Source organism: Acinetobacter sp. ANC 5414, from assembly GCF_013004295.1.
In the GTDB taxonomy this organism is placed as follows: domain Bacteria; phylum Pseudomonadota; class Gammaproteobacteria; order Pseudomonadales; family Moraxellaceae; genus Acinetobacter.
Map to the genome: position 1 here is coordinate 20908 of NZ_JABERM010000012.1, position 22060 is coordinate 42967.

21 protein-coding genes and 1 pseudogene are annotated in these 22060 nt (G+C 40.3%); 10 read left to right on the forward strand and 12 right to left on the reverse strand.

Annotated features, from left to right (window positions below; translation table 11 throughout):
• Positions 1 to 14: 14 nt before the first annotated feature.
• A complete protein-coding gene (gene pal, locus HLH18_RS08175; RefSeq protein WP_171546437.1) occupies positions 15 to 584 on the forward strand; it encodes a peptidoglycan-associated lipoprotein Pal in 570 nt (189 codons plus the stop codon).
• Between the two features lie 51 nt (positions 585 to 635).
• Here the strand turns inward: pal and HLH18_RS08180 are convergent, their stop codons facing one another.
• Complete coding sequence (locus HLH18_RS08180; protein ID WP_171546438.1) at positions 636 to 830, reverse strand: NF038105 family protein; 195 nt, start codon at positions 828 to 830, stop codon at positions 636 to 638.
• A gap of 187 nt (positions 831 to 1017) precedes the next feature.
• Here HLH18_RS08180 and HLH18_RS08185 point away from each other — a divergent pair, with 187 nt between their 5' ends.
• The 5 genes from HLH18_RS08185 to HLH18_RS08205 all read left to right on the forward strand — a co-directional run bounded on the left by HLH18_RS08185 (position 1018) and on the right by HLH18_RS08205 (position 4321).
• Entirely contained in the window at positions 1018 to 1992 is a 975-nt protein-coding gene (locus HLH18_RS08185) for a class 1 fructose-bisphosphatase (RefSeq protein WP_171546439.1), read from the forward strand.
• 54 nt (positions 1993 to 2046) lie between these two features.
• Positions 2047 to 2823 carry a TrmH family RNA methyltransferase gene (locus HLH18_RS08190; RefSeq protein ID WP_171546440.1) on the forward strand — a complete coding sequence of 259 codons (777 nt, stop codon included), beginning with the start codon at positions 2047 to 2049 and terminating at the stop codon, positions 2821 to 2823.
• A 169-nt stretch (positions 2824 to 2992) separates the two neighbouring features.
• A complete protein-coding gene (locus tag HLH18_RS08195) occupies positions 2993 to 3607 on the forward strand; it encodes an RNA polymerase sigma factor (RefSeq protein ID WP_171546555.1) in 615 nt (204 codons plus the stop codon).
• Entirely contained in the window at positions 3604 to 3924 is a 321-nt protein-coding gene (locus HLH18_RS08200; protein WP_131291381.1) for a hypothetical protein, read from the forward strand. The genes HLH18_RS08195 and HLH18_RS08200 overlap by 4 nt, the downstream gene beginning before the upstream one ends.
• Positions 3914 to 4321 carry a DUF3106 domain-containing protein gene (locus HLH18_RS08205; RefSeq protein WP_171546441.1) on the forward strand — a complete coding sequence of 136 codons (408 nt, stop codon included), beginning with the start codon at positions 3914 to 3916 and terminating at the stop codon, positions 4319 to 4321. The genes HLH18_RS08200 and HLH18_RS08205 overlap by 11 nt, the downstream gene beginning before the upstream one ends.
• A gap of 56 nt (positions 4322 to 4377) precedes the next feature.
• On the opposite strand, the gene HLH18_RS08210 is transcribed toward HLH18_RS08205, so the two are convergent.
• From HLH18_RS08210 to cxpE, 4 genes are all read right to left on the reverse strand, one after another.
• Positions 4378 to 6804: a CSLREA domain-containing protein gene (locus HLH18_RS08210; RefSeq protein WP_171546442.1), complete on the reverse strand. Its 2427-nt coding sequence runs from the start codon at positions 6802 to 6804 to the stop codon at positions 4378 to 4380.
• Positions 6805 to 6820: 16 nt separating this feature from the next.
• A complete protein-coding gene (gene rbtA / locus HLH18_RS08215) occupies positions 6821 to 8617 on the reverse strand; it encodes a rhombotarget A (RefSeq protein ID WP_171546443.1) in 1797 nt (598 codons plus the stop codon).
• A 118-nt stretch (positions 8618 to 8735) separates the two neighbouring features.
• Entirely contained in the window at positions 8736 to 9440 is a 705-nt protein-coding gene (hda, locus tag HLH18_RS08220; RefSeq protein ID WP_171546444.1) for a DnaA regulatory inactivator Hda, read from the reverse strand.
• A gap of 15 nt (positions 9441 to 9455) precedes the next feature.
• Positions 9456 to 10676: a chloramphenicol efflux transporter CxpE gene (gene cxpE, locus HLH18_RS08225; RefSeq protein ID WP_171546445.1), complete on the reverse strand. Its 1221-nt coding sequence runs from the start codon at positions 10674 to 10676 to the stop codon at positions 9456 to 9458.
• Positions 10677 to 10810: 134 nt separating this feature from the next.
• Between cxpE and purM the strand changes: the two genes are divergently transcribed.
• Both purM and purN read left to right on the forward strand, forming a co-directional pair.
• Complete coding sequence (purM, locus tag HLH18_RS08230) at positions 10811 to 11878, forward strand: phosphoribosylformylglycinamidine cyclo-ligase (RefSeq protein ID WP_171529117.1); 1068 nt, start codon at positions 10811 to 10813, stop codon at positions 11876 to 11878.
• Positions 11879 to 11888: 10 nt separating this feature from the next.
• Positions 11889 to 12518 carry a phosphoribosylglycinamide formyltransferase gene (purN, locus tag HLH18_RS08235; RefSeq protein ID WP_171546446.1) on the forward strand — a complete coding sequence of 210 codons (630 nt, stop codon included), beginning with the start codon at positions 11889 to 11891 and terminating at the stop codon, positions 12516 to 12518.
• 81 nt (positions 12519 to 12599) lie between these two features.
• On the opposite strand, the gene HLH18_RS08240 is transcribed toward purN, so the two are convergent.
• Both HLH18_RS08240 and sppA read right to left on the reverse strand, forming a co-directional pair.
• Positions 12600 to 13403 carry an alpha/beta fold hydrolase gene (locus HLH18_RS08240; protein WP_171546447.1) on the reverse strand — a complete coding sequence of 268 codons (804 nt, stop codon included), beginning with the start codon at positions 13401 to 13403 and terminating at the stop codon, positions 12600 to 12602.
• On the reverse strand, positions 13400 to 14425 hold the full coding sequence (gene sppA / locus HLH18_RS08245) for a signal peptide peptidase SppA (protein ID WP_171546448.1): 1026 nt from the start codon (positions 14423 to 14425) through the stop codon (positions 13400 to 13402). Before sppA ends, HLH18_RS08240 begins: the two co-directional genes overlap by 4 nt.
• Before the next feature lie 130 nt (positions 14426 to 14555).
• Between sppA and HLH18_RS08250 the strand changes: the two genes are divergently transcribed.
• Positions 14556 to 15512, forward strand: a complete 957-nt coding sequence (locus tag HLH18_RS08250) for a lysophospholipid acyltransferase family protein (protein WP_171546449.1) — start codon at positions 14556 to 14558, stop codon at positions 15510 to 15512.
• Here HLH18_RS08250 and HLH18_RS08255 read toward each other — a convergent pair.
• From HLH18_RS08255 to HLH18_RS08265, 3 genes and pseudogenes are all read right to left on the reverse strand, one after another.
• Positions 15509 to 17935: pseudogene (locus tag HLH18_RS08255) on the reverse strand (DNA internalization-related competence protein ComEC/Rec2). The gene HLH18_RS08250 and the pseudogene HLH18_RS08255 overlap by 4 nt on opposite strands.
• Positions 17936 to 18020: 85 nt before the next feature.
• Entirely contained in the window at positions 18021 to 18704 is a 684-nt protein-coding gene (gene lolD / locus HLH18_RS08260; protein ID WP_131291405.1) for a lipoprotein-releasing ABC transporter ATP-binding protein LolD, read from the reverse strand.
• The gene (locus tag HLH18_RS08265; protein ID WP_171546450.1) at positions 18697 to 19932 is read right to left on the reverse strand and encodes a lipoprotein-releasing ABC transporter permease subunit; all 1236 of its coding nucleotides are present in this window, start codon (positions 19930 to 19932) and stop codon (positions 18697 to 18699) included. Before HLH18_RS08265 ends, lolD begins: the two co-directional genes overlap by 8 nt.
• Positions 19933 to 19955: 23 nt before the next feature.
• Here HLH18_RS08265 and HLH18_RS08270 point away from each other — a divergent pair, with 23 nt between their 5' ends.
• Complete coding sequence (locus HLH18_RS08270) at positions 19956 to 20525, forward strand: PilZ domain-containing protein (RefSeq protein WP_171546451.1); 570 nt, start codon at positions 19956 to 19958, stop codon at positions 20523 to 20525.
• 4 nt (positions 20526 to 20529) lie between these two features.
• Here the strand turns inward: HLH18_RS08270 and HLH18_RS08275 are convergent, their stop codons facing one another.
• Together HLH18_RS08275 and HLH18_RS08280 are read right to left on the reverse strand one after the other, a co-directional pair.
• Positions 20530 to 21441: a DMT family transporter gene (locus HLH18_RS08275; protein WP_171546452.1), complete on the reverse strand. Its 912-nt coding sequence runs from the start codon at positions 21439 to 21441 to the stop codon at positions 20530 to 20532.
• A 12-nt stretch (positions 21442 to 21453) separates the two neighbouring features.
• On the reverse strand, positions 21454 to 21924 hold the full coding sequence (locus HLH18_RS08280) for a YaiI/YqxD family protein (protein ID WP_067863637.1): 471 nt from the start codon (positions 21922 to 21924) through the stop codon (positions 21454 to 21456).
• Positions 21925 to 22060 lie beyond the last annotated feature (136 nt).

Consider the following 22060-nt stretch of genomic DNA (forward strand, 5'->3'; position numbering starts at 1 on the left):
TCATGGAGATAAAGATGAAAGCAGTTAAATTATTGGTCCTTCCTGTTCTTGCAACAGCATTAGTGATGACTGGTTGTGCCAGCCGTAAACCTGCTGCTGAAATTCAAGCAGGTCAAAATCCAACTGAAGCAAGTACAGTAAGTACTGAGGGCTTAAGTGAAGATGCGGCTCTAAATGCGCAAAACCTGGCAGGTGCTTCTTCAAAAGGTGTAACTGCAGCAAATAAAGCATTCTTGGCAAAACGTGTGGTTCACTTTGACTATGACAGCAGCGATCTTTCTAACGAAGACTATCAAACTCTGCAAGCACATGCACAATTTCTTGTTGCCAATGCAAATTCGAAAGTGGCTTTAACCGGTCATACGGATGAACGTGGTACACGTGAATACAACATGGCTTTGGGTGAACGTCGTGCGAAAGCGGTAGAAAGCTTCCTGATTACCAATGGCGTTGCTGCAACTCAATTGGAAGCCGTAAGCTATGGTAAAGAAATGCCGATTAATGCAGATCATGATGAAAATGCATGGAAAGAAAACCGCCGCGTAGAACTGAACTACGAAGCTGTTCCACCATTATTAAAATAATGGCTTGAATAAAAAAGCGCTCAACTTATTGATTGAGCGCTTTTTTATGGTTTAAGCTTTTTCAGATTCTGTAACTTCATCTTTCGAGCTGTGCATGGATTCTATGAGATCATGCTTGTTGAATTTTTTATATTCTGGTTTTGCTTCATAAGCTTTCCACGCTTCTTTCACTTTCTCTTCAGAAATATCATCTAAACTCATAGCTTCATTTGGCGTTGGAGTCGCATCAAACTTTTGCGTTGTCATAACTGTGCTCCTATCACGATTTTTAATACCCTCTGTTCCTCAACATAGCATTTTCCACAAAACTTACAAGAGTAAAATCGCGACAAATAGTCGAGTTTAATTGTCCTTTTGCTGCGTTCTCATCTAAAATGAGTCCCCATATTCTTTTGATAATTTTTTATCATTTTCTAATTGGAGTTTTCCTGTCATGTCATACCTCACCCTTTCCCAATTTCTAGAACAAAAAACAGGGAATTTAACACCTGAACTTGCTCAAGTTATTGAAACAATTGGTAATACATGCAAAGACATTGATCAGTTATTACAAAAAGGAGCTTTGGCGGGTGTATTGGGTAGTGCGCAACACGAAAACGTACAAGGCGAAGAACAAAAGAAACTGGATGTCATTTCGAATGACTACTTGATCGATGCTTTAAAAGTTCATCCTCATGTGGGTGGTTTGGCTTCAGAAGAACTCGATGAATTTACCCCTGCACAAGAAAATGGTGAATTTCTGGTATTGTTCGATCCACTTGATGGTTCAAGCAACATTGACATCAATATGTGTGTTGGCACAATTTTCTCAATTTTGCCTGCTAAAAATGCAGTGACCAAAGCTGAGGACTTCATGCAGGCAGGTACAAACCAGGTAGCTGCGGGTTATGTATTGTATGGTCCATCGACCATGATGGCGCTTACCGTAGGTGCGGGTGTTGTATTCTTTACTTTCGACCCAGAAACTCAAGAATTTCTTTTAACGTCTAAAGATATTCAAGTGGCTGCTGATACCAAAGAATATGCTATCAATGCATCAAATCAACGTCATTGGGAAGAGCCAGTAAAACGCTATATTGGTGAACTGCAAGACGGTAAAACTTCAGTACGTGGCAAAGACTTCAACATGCGTTGGGTCGCATGTATGGTGGGTGATATTCATCGTATTCTTTGCCGCAGCGGTATTTTCTTATATCCATACGACACCAAAGACCCAAAAAAAGCCGGTCGTCTTCGTTTAATGTATGAAGCAAATCCAATGAGTATGTTGATGGAACAAGCTGGTGGTGCATCTACTACGGGTCGTGTACGTATTCTTGAGATTCAACCGACTGAACTGCATCAACGTATTCCTGTTGTCATTGGTTCTAAAAACGAAGTTGACTTAGTTACTCACTACCATAATTAATTTTTTATAGCGGAAGTAAGTGCTTACTGCTTACTTCCGTGGATTTAATCTCCCATGCCTACTATTTTTCTTGAATCAAAAGATAATCCTAAAATTAAGCACTTACGTGGCTTAATTGATCAAAACTCGTATCGTAAAAAACAAGGTCAAACTGTACTTGAAGGCACGCATTTATGTCTTTCATGGCTGGCAGAAGATCGAAAAATTAAATCTATTTTCACCACTGAACATGCTTTAGCTCACCCAGATTTCGATCTTATTGCAGAACAATACCAAGGTGCGGTATTTGTGATTAGTGAATCTTTATATAAAGATTTAAGCACATTAGGTACGACACTCGCTTGCCTGGCCATTGTTGATTTACCAAGTTCAAGCCATGCCTTAGACTTCACGGCAGATACCTTAATTTTGGAAAATATCCAGGATCCAGGCAATGTCGGCACTTTAATTCGCTCTGCGGCTGCAGCCGGTATTCAACAAATTGTGTGTACCAAAGGTTCAGCATCACTGTGGTCACCACGGGTATTACGCGCAGGCATGGGTGCACATTTTTCATTGCATACCTATGAAAATATTGCCCTAGAAGATCTTTTAGATAAATTTAAAATTCCTGTGTATGTCACCAGTTCACATGAATCAGAAAGTTTATATTCAAAAGACTTAAAGAAAGCTTGTGTATGGATCCTCGGTAACGAAGGTCAAGGGGTTTCTGATTATGCCCTTGCACATGCAGAAGCAGTTTCTATTCCGCAGCCTGGTGGACAAGAATCCTTGAATGTTGCAATTGCCGGTTCGGTCTGTTTCTTTGAAATGGTTCGTCAGCGTTTATAATCCTTTCTCTTTCGTTACTTTATTTTAACCGTCACGCGTTGATGTTTAAAAATAGATTACACTAGAAAAATAATAAGTTTTTTTGTCAACCAAACCATTATTTCCAACGTTATATATACATGAAAATGGAAATAATGGTGGGTATCCAATGACAGGATTTTCCATCTCTATGGATTCAGCACCAAAACAGTCTCACGCGGAAAATTTGAGTACTCTGAAGAGTACGGCTGAACAACGCCTGAAAATTTTCATGCAGGATGTGACTGGACGTGCCTTAGTCATGATGGAGAGTGCCACTCAAGGTCAACAAGGCATTGCGATGGATTTAGTGCAAGAAGCATTTATTTCCTTGCATAAAACATATGCCGAAAAACCGACTGATGAATGGTATCCCCTGTTTTACACCATTTTGAACCATAAACTACAAGACTGGCGTAGAAAAGAAGTCCGTCGAGCGCAACCTTTTTCATTTTTTAAAAAGGTTAGTCTCGATGACGATGATATTGAACTGAATGATATTGTCGATGAAAGTACCCCCAGTCCATTCGATTTTCTTGATCAAGCCGTGACTGCCGAAGAAATACAGGAAGCCATTTCTAAACTTCCGGTTCGGCAGCAACAAGCTTTTATGCTGCGTGCTTGGGAAGGTTTTGATACACACACCACTGCACAAATCATGGAATGCAGTGAAGGTAGTGTAAAAACGCATTATCACCGTGCTATTCAAGGTCTTAGGGACTCGTTGGCACATTTGAATCCATATTCTGGAGGGTCATCCGAATGAAACAAGATGATTTCTTAAAACAAGTTACTTCCAAACTCGATGGACTCGCACAACATCATAAAGACAAACCTGTTGTGATGAATCATGTTATTGAAGAAATTCAAGACCGGGACACTTCCCGTTACGGACTTTGGAAAATGTCAGGATTTGCACTGGCTGCGGCAATTGCAGGTTTCGTGGTCTTCCCAAATTCTATTGAAATGGCTGACAAGCCTCAGAATCAAGTTGTAGTTACTCCAAAATTATCACCCCAAATGGTTGAAGATTTGGAGATGTTAATGGTTTTAGGCGAGGACAAAGTTCCACATGGCAGCTAAAAGATTAGCATTTGCTTTTTGTGCACTCGGATTTCTACAAACCAGTTTCGCTGGTTTTGAACGTTTTTGGATTTTTTCTAAAGATGCGGACACTCAATTGACAGAAACGTGGGAAACTCTGTCAGATGCCGAACAACGCGCACTTATTCAGCGTTATCAATCACTAAAGGAATTACCTGAAGCACAAGGTACAACCTTACATCAGCGTATGGATTGGTTTACCCAATTACCCGAGCAAGAAAAGCAAAAAATGCGAGAAACCTGGCAAAAAATGAGTAGCCAAGAGCGTAAAGATTTAGGCAGCCGTATGCAAAAAGCGACCGCTGAAGAAAGACCCGCTATTCGTGATGAATACATTACTAAATATTTGCAACAGCCCAATATTACTCATCATTAATGCTCAAAATACTCAACAGTACCCATAAAAAAGCCTCTTTCGAGGCTTTTTTAGTTTTATTTCATTTTACGTCGGTACAGACCTAATCCAATAAGTGCCAATAGACCATAAATACCAAATGATCCACCACCACCACTTGAGTTGGTGTCTTTTGCTGTATTTTTCAATAACAATGTTGCTGTATTTGATATCGCGCCTTCGGCATCAAAAACTGCATAGTCGATTGGATAATCAAACTGGCTAAACGCATTTTTGACAGTAAATTCAATTTTTCCACCATAGCAGGTATCACGAATATAGGCTTCTGGACAAGGACCTTCAAATTCTGCCTTCATGCTTAAGCCTGCAGGTAATACAGCAAAGCGGATAGGAATGTCTTGACCTGCTTCATTTTTATGAAACGCTGACTTCTTCTCCGGTAAATCAGATGCGGTACCATCACCATCATCGTTGTCGTTTTCAACTGGATTTACCGTGACTGTTAAGTTTTTACTGGCATCGAGTTTATAGACATCATTTTTCGCAACAGGTGCAATATTGGTAAAGCTGACTTTTAAAATGCCTGATGACTGTTGTGCTGTGCCAGCTTTTTCTTTAATCGTGTATTTACAATATGCACTATCACCATTTTCTAACAGATTACCGCTGGTACGGTAGATCATGATACGTTTCAGATCGGCTTTCCACTCACACTTTAAATCATCCATTGAACCATTTAGTACCGGCTGACCATCTTTAACGGTCAGTACGCCAATCCCAAAAGGCTCTGCAATAATATCGTAATGCTTAGTATCTAATACTTTAATTCGATATTCTTCATTTTTACTGCCTGGAACACGCTCTTCGCCTGCAATCGCAAGCTCAAACGGATTAAAATAAATCGCACGATATTTTTGGTACTGCTTGGTGTATTTAAGCAGGTTTTCGAAGTTCGCTAACTCTTCCTTAAAATCTTCAACATCTTCTTTTTTTTCAGTACTCTCAGTAATTAGTTCTCTCAGCTCATCAATATTTTTCTGATAGTAGTCTAGCAAAGTCACCAAAGATGAATTTTTAAGATCAGTGATATCAACAGCCGCTAGGTTCATTTGCTCAACAGAACCAATATCACAACTACTTTGTAGATCGGGATTTAATTGTAAAACTGTATCATCAGCACGTTCTAGAAGTCGTTGATCATAATCACTACAACCACTGCTGTTCACATCGATTAAATCCGTCGCTGTTTGATTGTTACGTGGATAATACAGCGGCAAGAACATGTTATATGGGGATGCAGGGATCAGCTCAGAAAGTAGAGTTGAGAAACTTGTGGTCGATACATCAATATTTTTCGAGTTTTCTACTGTAGTATCTAAAGTGCTTTTCGGTAGCATACATTGATCTACGCCCGTACCTAAATTCAACGCATTTTTTGCCAAAAAAAACTTGATATTTTCTTTTGGCACACCGCTACCAGAATAGTAACGGCATGATTTACCACCCTGATTATAAGCTAGCACATTAAAAGACACTGATTTTATGCCATTATCATCGTAGAGCAAAGTACTGTACGCTTCATTTTCGACAATGGTGTTACTGGTTATTTTAATATCTGAAAAAGGACTTAATCGATTTAAGCCCTCTGTAACCATACGTAGAATACTACCATTGCTGGTGCTGGCTTTATTTTGCGCAATGGTATTGGTAATTAAATCAACTTTTGCTGAACCACAGAAATCAAAAGCACTTAAACTACTGCTTGAACCATTGTTGATAATACTGTTGCGCTCAAAATAAACGACTGGTTTGGTATCGTCCAAATTGCCGTAGCAGTCCATCGCGATCACACTGCCTTTTGCTGCAGTGTTGCCTTGAATTAAACTGCCATTAATAGATATTTTCTTTTCACTATTCAATGCAACATTATAAATTGCACCACCTGCAACCTCTGCTTTAGAATTGACAATCGCACCATTCTTGAAGATTAAATCTCCGCCAATCAGTACCGCACCACCACGACCATTTTGCCCAGCCTGAGTACCAGCATAGCCATTTTCAAGCTGAATATTATTGAGGGTAAAGCTAATTTCAGTTTTACTGGTGTTAAAAATTCGTGTACGACCTTCACCACTAATCATGGTTTTAATACCTTCCAGTGCTGGATAGGTCTGGGTTAATTTATTCTTTTCTTTAAAATTCTCACGCGATGCGCCGCTAATAATTACCATCGATTCAGGCGCTAACTCTGAATCCAATTTATATCTACCTGCTTCAAGTTGAATATAATCAGTTTGACCAAACACCGTATTGCCTGGTGTACACCCGCCATAAGCTGCATTTTTCTTTGCCGTGATAATCGCTTCACGCAATGAACAGGCACTAGCATTTTCACCATTTTCATCTGCAAATGTTGTGACATAAATAGTTCTATCTTCAGCTGCCATCAATGACATTGCAGATAAAACCATGACACAGAGCAATCCTTTTTTATAAGTGTGCATCACTTTTCCCTTTTTCTTATTTTTTAAAGCGGCGTATACCCACCAGTCCCAATACAGCAAATAAGCCGAAGAATCCGAACGCTCCACCCGAGGTTTTTACAGATTTATCTTCAAATTCATTGTTCGGTTCTTGCACCATATAGTCTTCAAGCACCATATATTTTTTGTTTTCATTGAAATGTGTCGATGACGTGACAATTTGAAGGTTAAAAATATCTGCACCATGCCAATTGCCATTTGGGGTATAAACCAAATTACCATCGATATCTAAAGTCAGGGTTCCTTTTGACTTTGTTAAAGTTTGATCGATGTAGGCACAACCATCTTGCCATTCACCGCCTGCTGGATTTTTCATGTTAAGTAAGCTTTCGCATTTTTCTTTTGGGTATAAGTCACTGTCACCCAAATATTCTAAAATGTTTAGCTTAGCAACTTCACCGACTTTTAAATCTTGTCCAATACGCGATTTAGAGCTCGGTACAATAATTTCAATTGCGCCACGGTCACACCAGCTATTATCCGTTGTTCGATTTTTATTACGTTGATCCATGGTTTCACACATCAACTGTGTGCTGTCTAATGACAAATCTAGACGACCTTTATTTAAGATCAAGGTATCAAACATATTTTTAGCACTGAGTAAAATACGCGGGCGAATATATCCCAAGAAGGTATTTTTCGGTGTGCTATATGGACACAGTAAAGCATCTGGATCTTCAATTAACGATTTACAACTGCCTTCACTACTGTTACCGGCAAAAAGTTTGCTACCATCCCAAAATTCATTTGGATATTTGGTATCGCCACTCTTACACTCACTCTCCACTAAATTGTTTTGTATTAACGTCTTATCATCTGCGTTAAATTGGCAATTCGTGCCGCTACCATTTCCCACCACAATACTGTTGGCAAGATAACCGTAGCCTTCTTGTGAATCGAATTGTACACCTGCCTGATTACCTACAATCGTCACATTATTTACAGCAATACCGTCACGAATATTAATGATATAACCACTGTTATTTAAAAATGTACTATTGCTGAGTTTATTTATATTTTTATCGTTTAGCAGAGCAACATCAGCAATCGGTTTTTCACTAAAAATATTAGCCGCATCTGAAGTGGTATTGTTATTTTTAAAGACAACACTATTCAGTGTAAAGGCCGGTCGTTGACTATACAAAATTGCGCCTGTGACGGCTGTATTGTTTTCCACAATACTGTCACTGATAGACACTTCGCTAATATAGTTTTGTGTTGCACTACTCTCACCGACATTATAAATTGCCCCCCCTAAACGTGCGTTACCACCAGAGAGTTTGACATATTGCAAGACCAAACGTTCATTGTTATAGAAAATCCCACCTTTTTCGGCACAAATACTTTTGTTACAACCTTCAAAGCTCACTTCTTTGATGGTGATCAAAGCTAAATCTTTCGGATCATGGTCAATATTAAAAATTTGATCTTTGCCTGCCATTTTAATGACAGCATTATTCAAGCCCGCAATCGCTTCTTCAGTCACGGTGGTATCATAATAAGTTTTTAAGGCCAGACTTGCTTTCACATCAACTTTAGCATTCAGGGTATAAATTTTTTGTTTGTCTAATAGAATTGTCGACAAAGCATTTTTACCACCACAACCCATGTAACCTGCTTCAGGCATACCTTTATTGACATATTCAATGGCTTCACGCAATGAACATTCACTATCATCTTTGGTGATATCATCTGTAATGGTGACGGTGATTTCTGCACTATAAGCATGTCCTGCTAGACACAGCATCCCTATGCCTATGCCCCGTTTGAGCATATCTTTCTCCTTATATTCTTTTATCTTTTTTATTCTTAAGTTGCACATTCCCTGCAACATCGAATTATTTTGCTGTACTTTGTCACAGCTAGAGTAATTACTCAAGATTTTTTATTATTTACCGATATTCATCAATTAATGCATAAATTTGTCTTAAATTGGCATGACTGATTTTTGTTTTTTCACCTTTTAACAGCTGAATTAATTGTTCTAAAGTTTGTAATAAAATAGAGGTTTGATGAGGCCCATGCAGCAACAAATAATCGATAATTTGTTGATCAATGTGAATTCCGCGACGTGTTAATACAGATATTACTAGCGCATAGCGATCTGCATATAAACTCCCTGTCGGTACTTTAACGCTCACCGCTTGAGTCAAACGTGACTGTAAATCCGGAAGTTCAAGCTTCAATTCAATGGGTGCAACACGAGAAGAGAAAACTAACTGCCCGCCACCTTCATTATTATAATTAATTAAATGAAAAACTGCTTTTTGCCAATGTGGAACACCACTAATGGCTTCGATATCATCCAATGCCACAAGATCATATTGATCTAATGAGGTAATTGCTTCAGTTGGCGCATCAAGCAATTCCAGTAATGAGACTTGAATTGCAGACTTACCTACCTCTAAATAAGAATCGCAAATGGCAGAAAGCAAGTGGCTTTTACCTGAACCCGCACCACCATACACATAAAAACGGTTTATTAAACCGGCATGAAGCTGTCGAACTGCATCAATAACATGCCCCCAACTCGGACCCGAAAAATCACTAATTCGGGCATCCAGTTGAGGTTCTATATCTAATTGCAGTTGACGCATATATGTGTTTTGACCTTAAGATTTTTTATTGTCTATCAATTCAATCTTACTCGATTTTTCAGCATCTTGCAGACATTTTGATTCTTGATTTTTCAATTCAATATCGACATCTAGCTGATCCGTTTCAATCGAAATTGATCCTGCTCCAGTATCCTGTATGATCACGGAAGAGTGTCCATATATACGGCTCTTCTCATAGCAGTCGCGTGCATGGCGTAACAGTACGACAATAATCGCTGCAACCGGTAAAGCAATCAACATTCCCAAGAAACCTGCAAGCTGTGCACCTGCCAATACTGCAAAGACCACTGCCACAGGAGATAAACCAATTTTATCACCGAGTAAGAAAGGTTGCAGAACATAACCTTCAATAGCCTGGCCAATCATGAAGACAACGCCCACCAAGACCAGTTGCATCCAATCAATACCAAACTGGAATAGTGTTGCAATGACAGCAGCTATAATCCCAACAGCAAATCCTAAATAGGGAATAATACTCGCCAGTCCCGCCACCATTCCAATAATCAGTCCCACTTCAAGACCAATCACTTGTAAGCCGACTGCGTATACCGTACCGAGCAGGAACATCACCAAAAACTGACCTTTAACAAAGGCACCTAATACGCTGTGACATTCACCTACAATGTGTAAAGTACTTTTCTCATAAGGACGAGGGATTAAACGACGGAAACTCTCGAGCATACGATCCCAATCTAATAGGAAATAGAATGCAATAATTGGAATCAGAACAACCGTTCCGCCAATTTGTATGAAATTCAGACCCGATTGAGCGACTTTTAACAACATTGCCTGAATACTATCAGCACTATAGTTGGTCTGAATATATTCCATGACCACAGTCGACATTTGCTGTGTATCGATTTCCATCGGATCGACACTAAAAGTTTGCGACACCCAAGGTAAAAAGGTGTAATTTAACCAATGAATTCCTGCTGGAATACTGTCTCGCGCATACATCAGCTGTTGCCAAACGAGGGGTACCAAATACCACATTGCCAAGGTAAGAACCACGCCAATGCCAACAAAGACAATACTAATGGACAACCAACGTGGCAAACCGATCTTATGAAGTTTATCCACCAACGGGCTAAATAAATAAGCCACCAAAAATGCGGCTATAAAAGGTAATACCACTGGTTTAAGCAGATACAAAACCCAAAGGATTAATGCAATTCCTGAGAGTATAAAAATGCGACGTAAGGTACGATCCACCATGCAAATTCGCCTTTTTTCGGTTTATTCGTTATAGAAAGTAAAATATTTGAATAAAGATAGCATTTTAGCGCATAAATAACATAAGAGTTTCGTATATTCGGGTATAATCGCGGCGCGAATGCGGAGACTTCATTATGAGCAACTCAACTTCCCCAAACACTGGTTTAAGCTATAAAGATGCGGGTGTCGACATTGAAGCGGGCGACGCACTTGTCGATCGAATCAAATCTGTCGCTAAGCGTACCTCACGTCCTGAAGTCATGGGCGGATTAGGCGGCTTCGGCGCTCTTTGTAAAATCCCTAAAGGTTATGAAGAACCTGTTCTCGTATCTGGCACAGATGGTGTTGGTACAAAATTACGTTTAGCACTCAATTTGAACCGTCATGACACGATTGGTCAAGACTTGGTTGCAATGTGTGTAAACGATCTTCTTGTATGTGGTGCTGAACCATTATTCTTCCTCGACTACTATGCAACTGGTCACTTAAATGTGGATGTCGCTGCAAATGTCGTGACAGGTATTGGTGCAGGTTGTGAGCTTGCAGGCTGTGCATTGGTTGGCGGTGAAACTGCTGAAATGCCAGGTATGTATGAAGGTGAAGATTACGACCTTGCAGGTTTCTGCGTGGGTGTAGTTGAGCAAAGCAAAATTATTGATGGAACCAAAGTTAAAGCTGGTGACGTATTGATTGGTGTGGCCTCTTCAGGTGCTCATTCAAACGGTTACTCTTTACTTCGTAAAATTTTAGACGTGAAAAACGTTGATTTAACACAAATCGTGGATGGTCGCCCACTTGCCGACGTGGCAATGGAACCTACACGCATTTACGTAAAACCATTGCTTGAACTTTGCAAACAAGTTGATGTTCACGCAATGGCACATATCACTGGTGGCGGTTTACCAGGCAACTTACCTCGCGTACTTCCAAACGGTGCTCAAGCTGTCGTGAATGAAGCATCTTGGGAATGGCCAGAATTGTTTAAACTTCTTCAACGTGAAGGCGGTGTTGAACAGTTTGAGATGTACCGCACATTTAACTGTGGCGTAGGCATGGTGATTGTTGTTGATGCGAGTGAAGCTGACAAAACTGTTGAATTGCTCACAAGTCTTGGCGAAAAAGCATGGACGATGGGTCATATCCAAGACAATGCTGAATCTGTTGCCGGTGCTGATGAAAAAATTCGCGTAATTTTTGCATAAAGAACAGCACATGATCAAAATTGCTGTCCTCGTTTCAGGCAGTGGAAGTAACTTGCAAGCCCTGATTGATGCCAATCTATCAGGTCAAATTGTTGGGGTGATTTCCAATAAGCCTGAAGCTTATGCTTTAGAACGTGCTAAAAAAGCAGGAATTCAAACTGCTGTTATTGAACATAAACAATATCCGAATCGTGAAGCTTTTGATGATGTGATGCATCAACAATTACTGGATTGGGATGTTGATTTGGTTGTTCTTGCAGGCTTTATGCGCATCTTGAGTGCCAAGTTTGTCAAAGCATGGGAAGGGAAAATGCTCAACATCCACCCTTCTCTCTTGCCAAATTACAAAGGCATGCATACTCATCAACGTGTACTCAACACGGGTGATGTACTGCATGGCTGTACAGTCCACTATGTGACTGCTGAGCTGGATGCCGGTCAGGCATTAGCTCAAGGTGTACTAAAAGTAAATTTGCATGATGATGTAACTTCTTTAGCGAACCGGGTTCATGTACTTGAACATGTCATTTACCCGCAAGTGGTGGAATGGATCTGTACAGGAACAGTTCAATATACTGAACAAGGTGTATTGTTCCGTGGTCAAGCGATGCAGGAACCGGTTCAATTTTGTAAGCTTTAAGCCGAATTTTATGCAATAAAAAACGCATCCTCGGATGCGTTTTTTATTGCTTGGTTTTCTATTCATCAACTGCCTCAGAAATTAGGCTGACTGCTGTTGAATCAATTGCTTAATTAACTCTACAGTCTCGATCGGTTTTTCAAGTGGAAACATATGACTTCCCGGAACAACCGTATAAGGAATACCAAACTTCTTTTTCGCTATTTGCGGAAAGCCGCGCCCAATAAATGGCCCTTTTTCAGCCATCACCAGCTGGACAGGCACTTGAGGTTTCGGCTGCGGCAGCCACCATAAGGATGGATTGGTTCTAAAGATATTTACCTCATCCATTTTGGAAATGGTCAGCTCCACACCGCCTCGCACCTTGTCTTCCGTTAAAGCATGATCGATATAAGCTTGGAAACAGGTTTCATCAAAATGTTGATAAAAGCCTTTAGGACGAAGCAATTCAGCTGCCTGTTCACGACTTTCCCAATGATCTCTGCGACGTAAGGATAAAGATGCCGGCGACATCTTATCTACGGCTTTCAGCTTTAAGGTTTTGGCCACGTGCAAAGCAAATGCGTCTTTGCCCATAATTAAGGGCGGATCAATCATAATCACCTGCTCAAACAGTTCAGGACGCTTTAATGCCGCCTGAAAGGTCAGTACAGAACCCAACGAATGCCCGAGTCCAATCACTGGACGACCTTGGGCTTGACGTACAATACTGTCAATGACTTGATTGGTCAGGCTTTCCCAATGGTTATCAATGGGGTAGCGTTTATCTGGCCCAAGCAATGGTACATAAATAACGTCATATTCGTCTTTCAGCAAATCAAACAGCTTTTGATAGACTTTTGATGGCACGCCATTGGCGTGCGCAAAATGGATCAATGGCTTCATTGTAATTTGGTCGTTTGTTCAGATTGCACTTGTTGTAAAAGTGAAGTCGCAAAACCTTGACCGATAGCGCTTCCGATACGTCCAAGTACCGAATCGAAAGGATTATATTCAATGGTGTAATTCACTGCTTTTTCCACTTTTAATTCACGCTTCAGCGTATTTAAACTGCCAGTACGATCTGCAATACCCAATTTCACTGCTTGATCGCCTGTCCAGAATAAACCAGAGAATATTGCTGGATCTTGAGATTTCAGCTTCTTACCACGACCCTGTTTTACTGCATTGATAAAATGTTCATGGACATTATCAAGTACGCCTTGTACATGTGCTTTTTGTGCAGGATCAACCGGTTGAGTCATGGAAAGCAATGCTTTGTTTTCACCTGAAGTCATGGTACGGTCTTCAACACCCAACTTTTTCATCAAGCCATTCACACCATAGTTCGGCATAATTACCCCAATAGACCCGACTAGGCTGGATGGATTGACAATAATTTCATCGGCAGCAGAAGCGATATAATATGCACCTGAAGCACCGGTATCACCAATCACTGCGTACAGTTTTTTACCGGTATGTGCTTTTTTCAAATATTGGATTTCTTGCCAGATTTCATCCGACTGAACCGGTGACCCCCCTGGTGAGTTAATATTTAAAACCACAGCTTTACTTTGTTTGCTTTCAAAGGCTTTCTTTAAGGCTTTGACTGTATCAGTGCTATTGACACTTTGTTTATCTGCAGCAATGGTGCCAATAATATCCACTACCGCAATATGCGAACTTGTCGTTGCCGTTGGATCAGTGGATGAGGTACTGCAACTTTTTGCCATGGCCACTAAAATAAAAAGGATATAAGCAAAAGTGAGAAATTTAAAAAAGATGCTCCAACGACGTGCACGGCGCTGCTCTTCTACCGAGGCTAAAACAGCTTTTTCTAAAATATGCCATTCTTTGCCAGTGATGTTTTGCGAGTTATGTTGTGTATTCTGAACTTCATTTTCTGGTTTTGGTGGCCAATCGGACATGGAAAATAATCCAAGGATGAGTTAAATTGAACTCATTATATACACTGAATCATACAAATCTGCCTAAACAATCTATTTTCGCCTATAATATTTGCACTTTTTGACTTTTTACATACATTGACGATAGGCAATGACTCACAATACTCCAACGGATAATACATACCGCTTACTGAAATTTGTAAGCCGCCAACCGATTCAAATTTCTAGATTTATCGCTCGAATGTTAGCTGGTCTCGTCAATTTTTTAAAAATGTCAAAAACCTCAGATACGATTCGCCTTAATCTTCAAATTGCTTTGCCAGAATTAACAGCTGAACAACATGAGCAGATTATTCCAAAGGCAATTCATAATGAGCTGACTTCATATTTTGAATTTTTTAGCATTTGGGGTGCAGATAACCATAAGAATATTGCACGTATTCATTCCATTAGCGGTGAACAACTGCTTCAAGATGCGCTCAAAGCACCTGAAGGTTTGGTACTGATTATCCCTCATTTTGGCACCTGGGAAATCATGAATGCCTACTTGGCTCAATTCACCCAAATGACCATTCTGTATAAACCGGTCAAAAATGAATCTGCTGATCAGTTTGTACGTGCAGCCCGGAGTCGTGAACAAGCTCATTTGGTGCCTACCGATGAATCCGGGGTAAGACAAATTTTTAAAGCGCTAAAACAAGGTGGTACCACGGTGATTTTGCCAGACCATACCCCGAATGTGGGTGGAGAAATGATTCCTTATTTTGGGATTCCTCTGGCCACCAGTAATTTGAGCGCCAAACTGATTCAAAAAACCAAAGCCAAAACTTTATTTTTATATGCGCTGCGTAATGATAATCATGGTTTTGATATGCACATCGAGCCTATTGATGATCGTATTTACCAAGGCAATGCCAATGATGGTACCGGTGTTATTTTCGAAGCCATCGAAAATTTAATTCGCCGTTATCCAGAACATTATCACTGGAGTTATAAGCGCTTTAAAGCCAATCCAGAGCTAGAAAATATTTATCATTTAAATACAGATGAAGCACTCAAATTGGTTGCAGAAGTTCGAGCGAAAGCGACTCAGGCTGAAATAGCTTAGGGCTTTAACCATTGTTTTGAGTCACGTTCAAATTCAATAGCCATGATGCTTTTGTGTTTGGAAAAACGAATACTGCCCTGTTCTATCGTGGTAAGGAGCGGAATTTTTAACTCTTTCAAGCAGGATTCAACAACCACGCTTGGGTGTCCATAGCTGTTATTAAAGCCTGCTGACGCCACCGCAAGTTTTGGATTCAATTGCTTTAAAAAATGATAGGCAGAGCTATGTCGACTGCCATGATGTCCCAAAACTAAAACATCGACTTTCAAGTCTGGATAATCCTGTAAAATCTGATATTCAGTTGGCCAACCGGCATCGCCCATCAGTAAAAAATTTTGATAAGGTTGGGCATTTTTTACCTGTAAATAAACCACACAGGACATTTCATTTTTTTCATCTTTAGCATTTCCCAACTGCTCTGCTTTGGGTGACAAAACGCTAAGAGCAACTTGATCGCTCCAATGCCACTTTTGACCTTGACGACAATAATCAAACTGGCTGGAATCAGTGACCTCAACCTGTTCATTTGAATATACTGTCTTGATAGGTAAATCATGTTTGATTGACTCATAAGCTCCTTTATGATCTTGATCCAAGTGGGTCAAAATCAGTTGGTTCAACTCACCCACACCATTCACCGATAAAAAAGGCAAAATGATTTGCTTGCCTACGCTAAATTTAGCTTCATCATAATTTCCACCCGTATCAATCATCAGCGTCTGTTCTTGATCACGGATAAAAATCGCTTGTCCTTGCCCGACATCCAATACTGTCAACTCAAACTCATTTTGACTTGAATCAATCATTATTAAAGGCACAAAGCATAATACCGACCAGGTTTTGGGTACCACACCACACGGTAAAAACAGAATCACTAAACCTAGGCATAAACTCAGCAACACCCAAATGTTCATCGCCATCGGTTGTAGTGTGGGTGAAAAAAGATGATCTAAACCCTGCATGAAGATAAGTAAAACTGAAATACACCCATCATTGATTTGGAAAATCAGACTTCCCAAAGGCTCAAAAATAAAATAGCACAACGCCGCGATCACATCTAAGGGAACAATCACAATACCAATCCATGGAATAGCAAATAAATTGCTCAATGGCGTAATCCAGGCTACCTGTTTAAAGAAAACCAGCATTAATGGAAATAAGGCCAGAAAGATTTTCCACTGTGATTCGATTAAAATTTTAACTTGGGTTTTAACCACCCGAACCTTGGTCTTAATTTCTTCCGTATTACTTTGCTGTTGCACAGTTTGATAAATACGTAACAGCACAAAGCATGCGCCATAGGACAGCCAGAACGCAGCCGATAAAATACTAAACGGATCAAATATTAATAAAATTGAAGCACTAAACAGCAAAATACTTAAAGGTTGAACTTTCTGTTGGAACAGTACAAATCCACTGATCAATAAGCACGTGAGCAAAGTTCTGAGGGCTGGAATTTCAAACCCCACAAAAGCACAATACAACAGCACGCAAATACAAAAAGGCAAAATCAATAGATATTGCTTTGGCCACTTTAAATAAGCTTTTGGACAATAGCGGCAAATCAGTTGATGCAAGCTCCAACATACTAATAACGCAAAAATCAGCACATGTGGTCCTGATATTGCCAGCAAATGGCTCATGCCAAAGCGCTGAAATAACTGTTCAGTTTCGGGTTTGAGTAAACTTTTATCTCCTGTTAATAAAGCCAAAAGTAGCCCTTTATGCTTTACAGGCTACTGATCAATAAAATTTCGTAGCGCTAGGCGTTGTTGTTCCATCCACAGTTGGATCTGATTTGAAAAAGAATGCTGTTGCCTTACATATCGACCATACCCCAAAGCAGAAATATCTTGCTCAGACAGCTTTTGTACCGAGATCACTTTAAAGCCCGACATAATATTTTGCTGGACATACCATTGCTCTTGATCAAAAACACCTTGCGTTGCATAGCTATGCGCCGGCAGAAGTTTCCCCTGCAAACGATAATATTGACCCAATTCAAGTACAAGTTGATGATGAGCATCTATTTCATGTTTTAAAAATGCCTGCCATTGCACAACTTCAGCATGTCGATTCACCACCTGTATTTTTTGTTGTATCGTTTGATCGCCCAATTGATTGATGTTTTTAACATGAACAACTACTTCAACTGGTTCAGCCTGCTTCTCTCGAAACTGTAAACGGTCATTGAGTTGATGATAGGCATAACTATAGCCAAGCGTAATGCCCAGGCTGAATCCTATACAGAGCTGTAAAAATTTAAACCACAAAGAGTGAGCTTGTTTTAAAATAGTGAGCTTTAAAAGCAAGAACAGAATGAAAAGAGCAATACAAGGAATCAGTAAAGACTGCAAAAATGGAAAAGTTTTTCCCATGCTCGCAATACCGATGATCCAGCCCACACAGATTAATTGAATCATTATTTTTATAAGTTTTTTTATTTTGTGCAATATTAAAGCCCACCGCAGTGAGCTTCAATCAATTTTTTAATTTGTCGATCAGTGTCTAAGCATCAATCCAGACACCATCTTGCATATGCAAAATCGAATCACCGGTTTGAGCCAATTGTTCATCATGGGTCACAATCAGCATCGCCATATTGAATTCGCTGCGTAATTCACTGAGCAGTTCAAAAATTTTCACTGCATTTTTACGGTCCAAGTTCCCCGTCGGCTCATCGGCCAGCATCAGTTCAGGCTTAGCCACCAAAGCACGCGCCAAAGCCACACGCTGACGTTCACCACCAGACAACTCGCCCGGTTTATGGGTCATACGGTGCGACAATCCGACGCGATTCAGCAAGTATTCTGCTTGCTCTTTCGACTGCTTATAGTTGGTTCCTGCCCGTAGCATCAGCGGCATTGCGACATTTTCCAAGGCGGTAAATTCAGGCAATAAATGATGGAATTGGTAAACAAAACCCAAATGCTGATTCCGTAAATAACCCCGTTCAGCTTCACCCAGATTATCAAAGCGCTTGCCGTTTAAAAAGACTTGTCCTGCTGTAGGGCAATCCAGACCACCCAACACATGCAACAAGGTACTTTTACCCGAACCACTTGAACCGACAATCGAAACAAACTCACCTGCTTTAACTTGTAAAGACAAGTCCTTGATCACTTCTACTGTGGTTTTGCCATCAGTAAAACTTTTCGAGATATTTTTCGCTTCGAGGACAATATTACTCATAACGTAAGGCCTCTGCAGGTTGAGTTTTCGCAGCACGCAAAGCTGGGTAGATAGTCGCAAGGAAGCTTAAAAGTAATGATAAACACACAATGACAACCACATCTTGCCAGCGCAAATAAGAAGGCAAGTAATTAATGAAGTAAGCATCAAACAGGTTCAGCCCAAATGTGGTATTGAGCCAGCCAATCACACTACTAATACTTGAAGCAAAAATAATCCCGAGAATGGCACCTGAAACGGTACCAATCACCCCGATGATGGTTCCTTGCACCATAAAAATTCGAGTGATGGTCGCAGGTGAAGCACCCAGGGTACGCAGGATCGCAATATCGGATTTTTTATCCGTGACCACCATCACCAGTGATGACACGATATTAAATGCCGCTACCAAAACAATCAGGAATAAAAGCAAACTGACCATAGCTTTTTCCATCTGAATGGCACTAAACAAATTACCATGGGTAAACGTCCAGTTCGATGCATAGAAATTGCTTGGCAAGTCTTTGACAATATCATCCGCTACTTCAGGTGCAAGGAAGATATCATCCAGTTTTAAACGGACACCTTGAGCACCATCGGGCAAGCGTAATAAGGTCGAGGCATCATTCAAGGCGATATAGCCCATCATTGAATCGACTTCTGCCCCAATACTGAAAATTCCGACAATTTTAAAACGCTTGAAACGGGGCACTACACCGGCTGGTGATGGGGTTGCTTCTGGAAGGACTAAAGTAATATTGTCATTTAAGCCTAAACCCAGTGAATCGGTCATTTGTTTACCTAAAACAATGCCAAATTCACCTTTTTTCAGACTATCAATACTGCCTGCAATCATGTGATCTTGGATGATCGAAACTTTCTTTTCATATGAAGGTTCAATCCCCGTGACCATGATTCCGGCCACTTGTCCTTGCGCTGTAAGCATCCCCTGTAACTGGGTAAATGGTGCTACGCCTTTAACATGCTCATGTTGTTCAACTTTTTTTGCAAGTTCAGGCCAATTTGTTAAAATTTGTGTTGAAGAAACAGTAGCTTGAGGTATCATTCCTAAGACTCGGTTTTTCAGTTCTCGGTCAAAGCCATTCATCACAGATAAGACTGTAATGAGGACGGCTACACCTAATGTGAGGCCGATCATAGAAACCAGAGCAATAAAAGAAATAAAGTGGTTACTACGCCGTGCGCGAGTATATCTCAACCCTATATACAGCGAGATTGGTTTAAACATACCATTTAGTCCGAGGAATAATTATGGAAAATTTACAGCATCAAAGCGGCAACATGGAACGTCGCGTTATGTCGCGTATAGATGCTGCCTTGCGAATTAATTATCAGATTATTTCTGATGATGTCGCATTTAATGACCCTTACGATCCTAACTTTGTACTGCCACGCTATTTTCTACTACTCGCAGAATTAGATCAATTTGATCACGCAATAAACTACGAATTAGAACAATTATCTGAAAGAGATCAACAAATTGCTCGAATCTTATCCTTATTCAATCAAAAATTAAACCTTATTACCGGTTCTTTGTACGATGCAATTGTACAATCCATGTTACCCGTCCCTGAAAACGTCAATTTTTCAGAAACCGGGTTCAGTTTCTTTAATGAGCATCCAATTCAGGAAGGAACCTATATTCATGTGACCTTAAGCCACCCTGAAAATTTCTTTCATATTGCAGCAACTGCACAAGTGGTTTATAGCCGAGCTGAAGAGAATGGTAAATTCCGTACTGGCGCCTATTTCATTACCTTACATCCACAAGATCGGGTGAAACTGAGCGAATGTATTACCGTGAGCAAGACTAAAGATTAAAAATTTAAGTGCCCGATTTAATCTTGTGGGCGAGCTTACGACTCGCCTTAAGGTCACGGTAAAAATAGACAAATAAACCAAACAATAAAATAAATGCCCCGACAAAAACCATTGCCGACAATGACTCGTTATTCAGTACCGCACCAATAAATAAAGCAATCATCGGGGTCAGTACCGTGGTTAAGGACAAAGTTGTCGCTTGGATATTTTGCACCAATTTGAAATAGCAGAACATGGCAATCAGTGAGGCCATGACCACTGCATAAAGCAGTGCCAATAACGACTTGGCATTAGGAATATGGGTGGGTGCATATTGCCAGATAAAAGGCACAATACAGATTGCAGCTACAGTTGATACGAAAATGGAACCGGTTGCCTGTGCCACAGGATCAATATTCGCATTCACTTTCTTGACCCAAAAAATCGATAAGGCATAGGTAAATACACTCAGCAACATGAGGCCAATACCAATGGGGTTGATATGTTGATTTTCACCGCCAAAACAAATAATGGCCAAGCCTGCAACTGCAATCAACATGCCCAGCCACTGTAAACGACTTAAACGCTGTTTAAAGCCAAAGCGTCCAATCAGACCCGCCATAATCGGTGCCAAACCAAACATCAGGGCAATAATGCCTGAGCTTAAATAGCTGGTTGCAATATAGGTGAAAATCTGCGATCCGATTAAACTAAACGACCCAGCCAAATAGCTATGCCAAGAGGTTTGGTCGATGGGAAATTTAATCTTTAAAATCACCAATAACACCACTGCAAGGGGTAAGGCAATAAAAAACCGTAGCACCAATGCCCACATTAAATGCAGGTCAGAAACACTCCACACAATTGCCAGTGGTGTCGTAGCCCAAATAAATACCAATAAGGCATAGGTTGAAACAATATTGGCTTTAGAGGGCATAATTGACTCGGTTTACTGTGCAGTTTTACGTTTTTGTTTTTGAATGGTTTGATCGAGTGAACTGGAGAATTCACGTTTGTCACGTTCAGAAATCGGCGGTGGCCCGCCGGTATTTACTCCAGCACCGCGTAAGGAATCCATAAAATCACGTAAATGCAGACGGGCTTTTACATTTGCCGTGGTATAAACCTCACCGCGTGGATGAATTGCAATACCACCCTTTTCAATCACCAAAGCTGCAAGCGGAATATCTTGTGTCATCACAATATCATGCTCTTTCATGCGATCTATGATTTCTTTATCGGCCGCATCCGCCCCACTCATCACCTGAATGGAGTTGATTCGAACTGAAGGAGTAATCCCGACATTTTGATTGGCGACAAAAGTGACTTCTAACTGATAACGATCTGAAGCGCGAATAATGACTTCACGTAGAATTTTAGGTAATGCATCTGCATCGACCCAAAGTTTAAATGGCAGCACAAAGCATCCATAGCAAGAAAATATTAAGACCTAGTTTAACAAATTCATATGACAAGAGGATGGATAAATCTATTGCGTCAATTCCCTACCTGATATTTGAATGAGATGCACCTGATTTTTATACATAGGTTTTCTA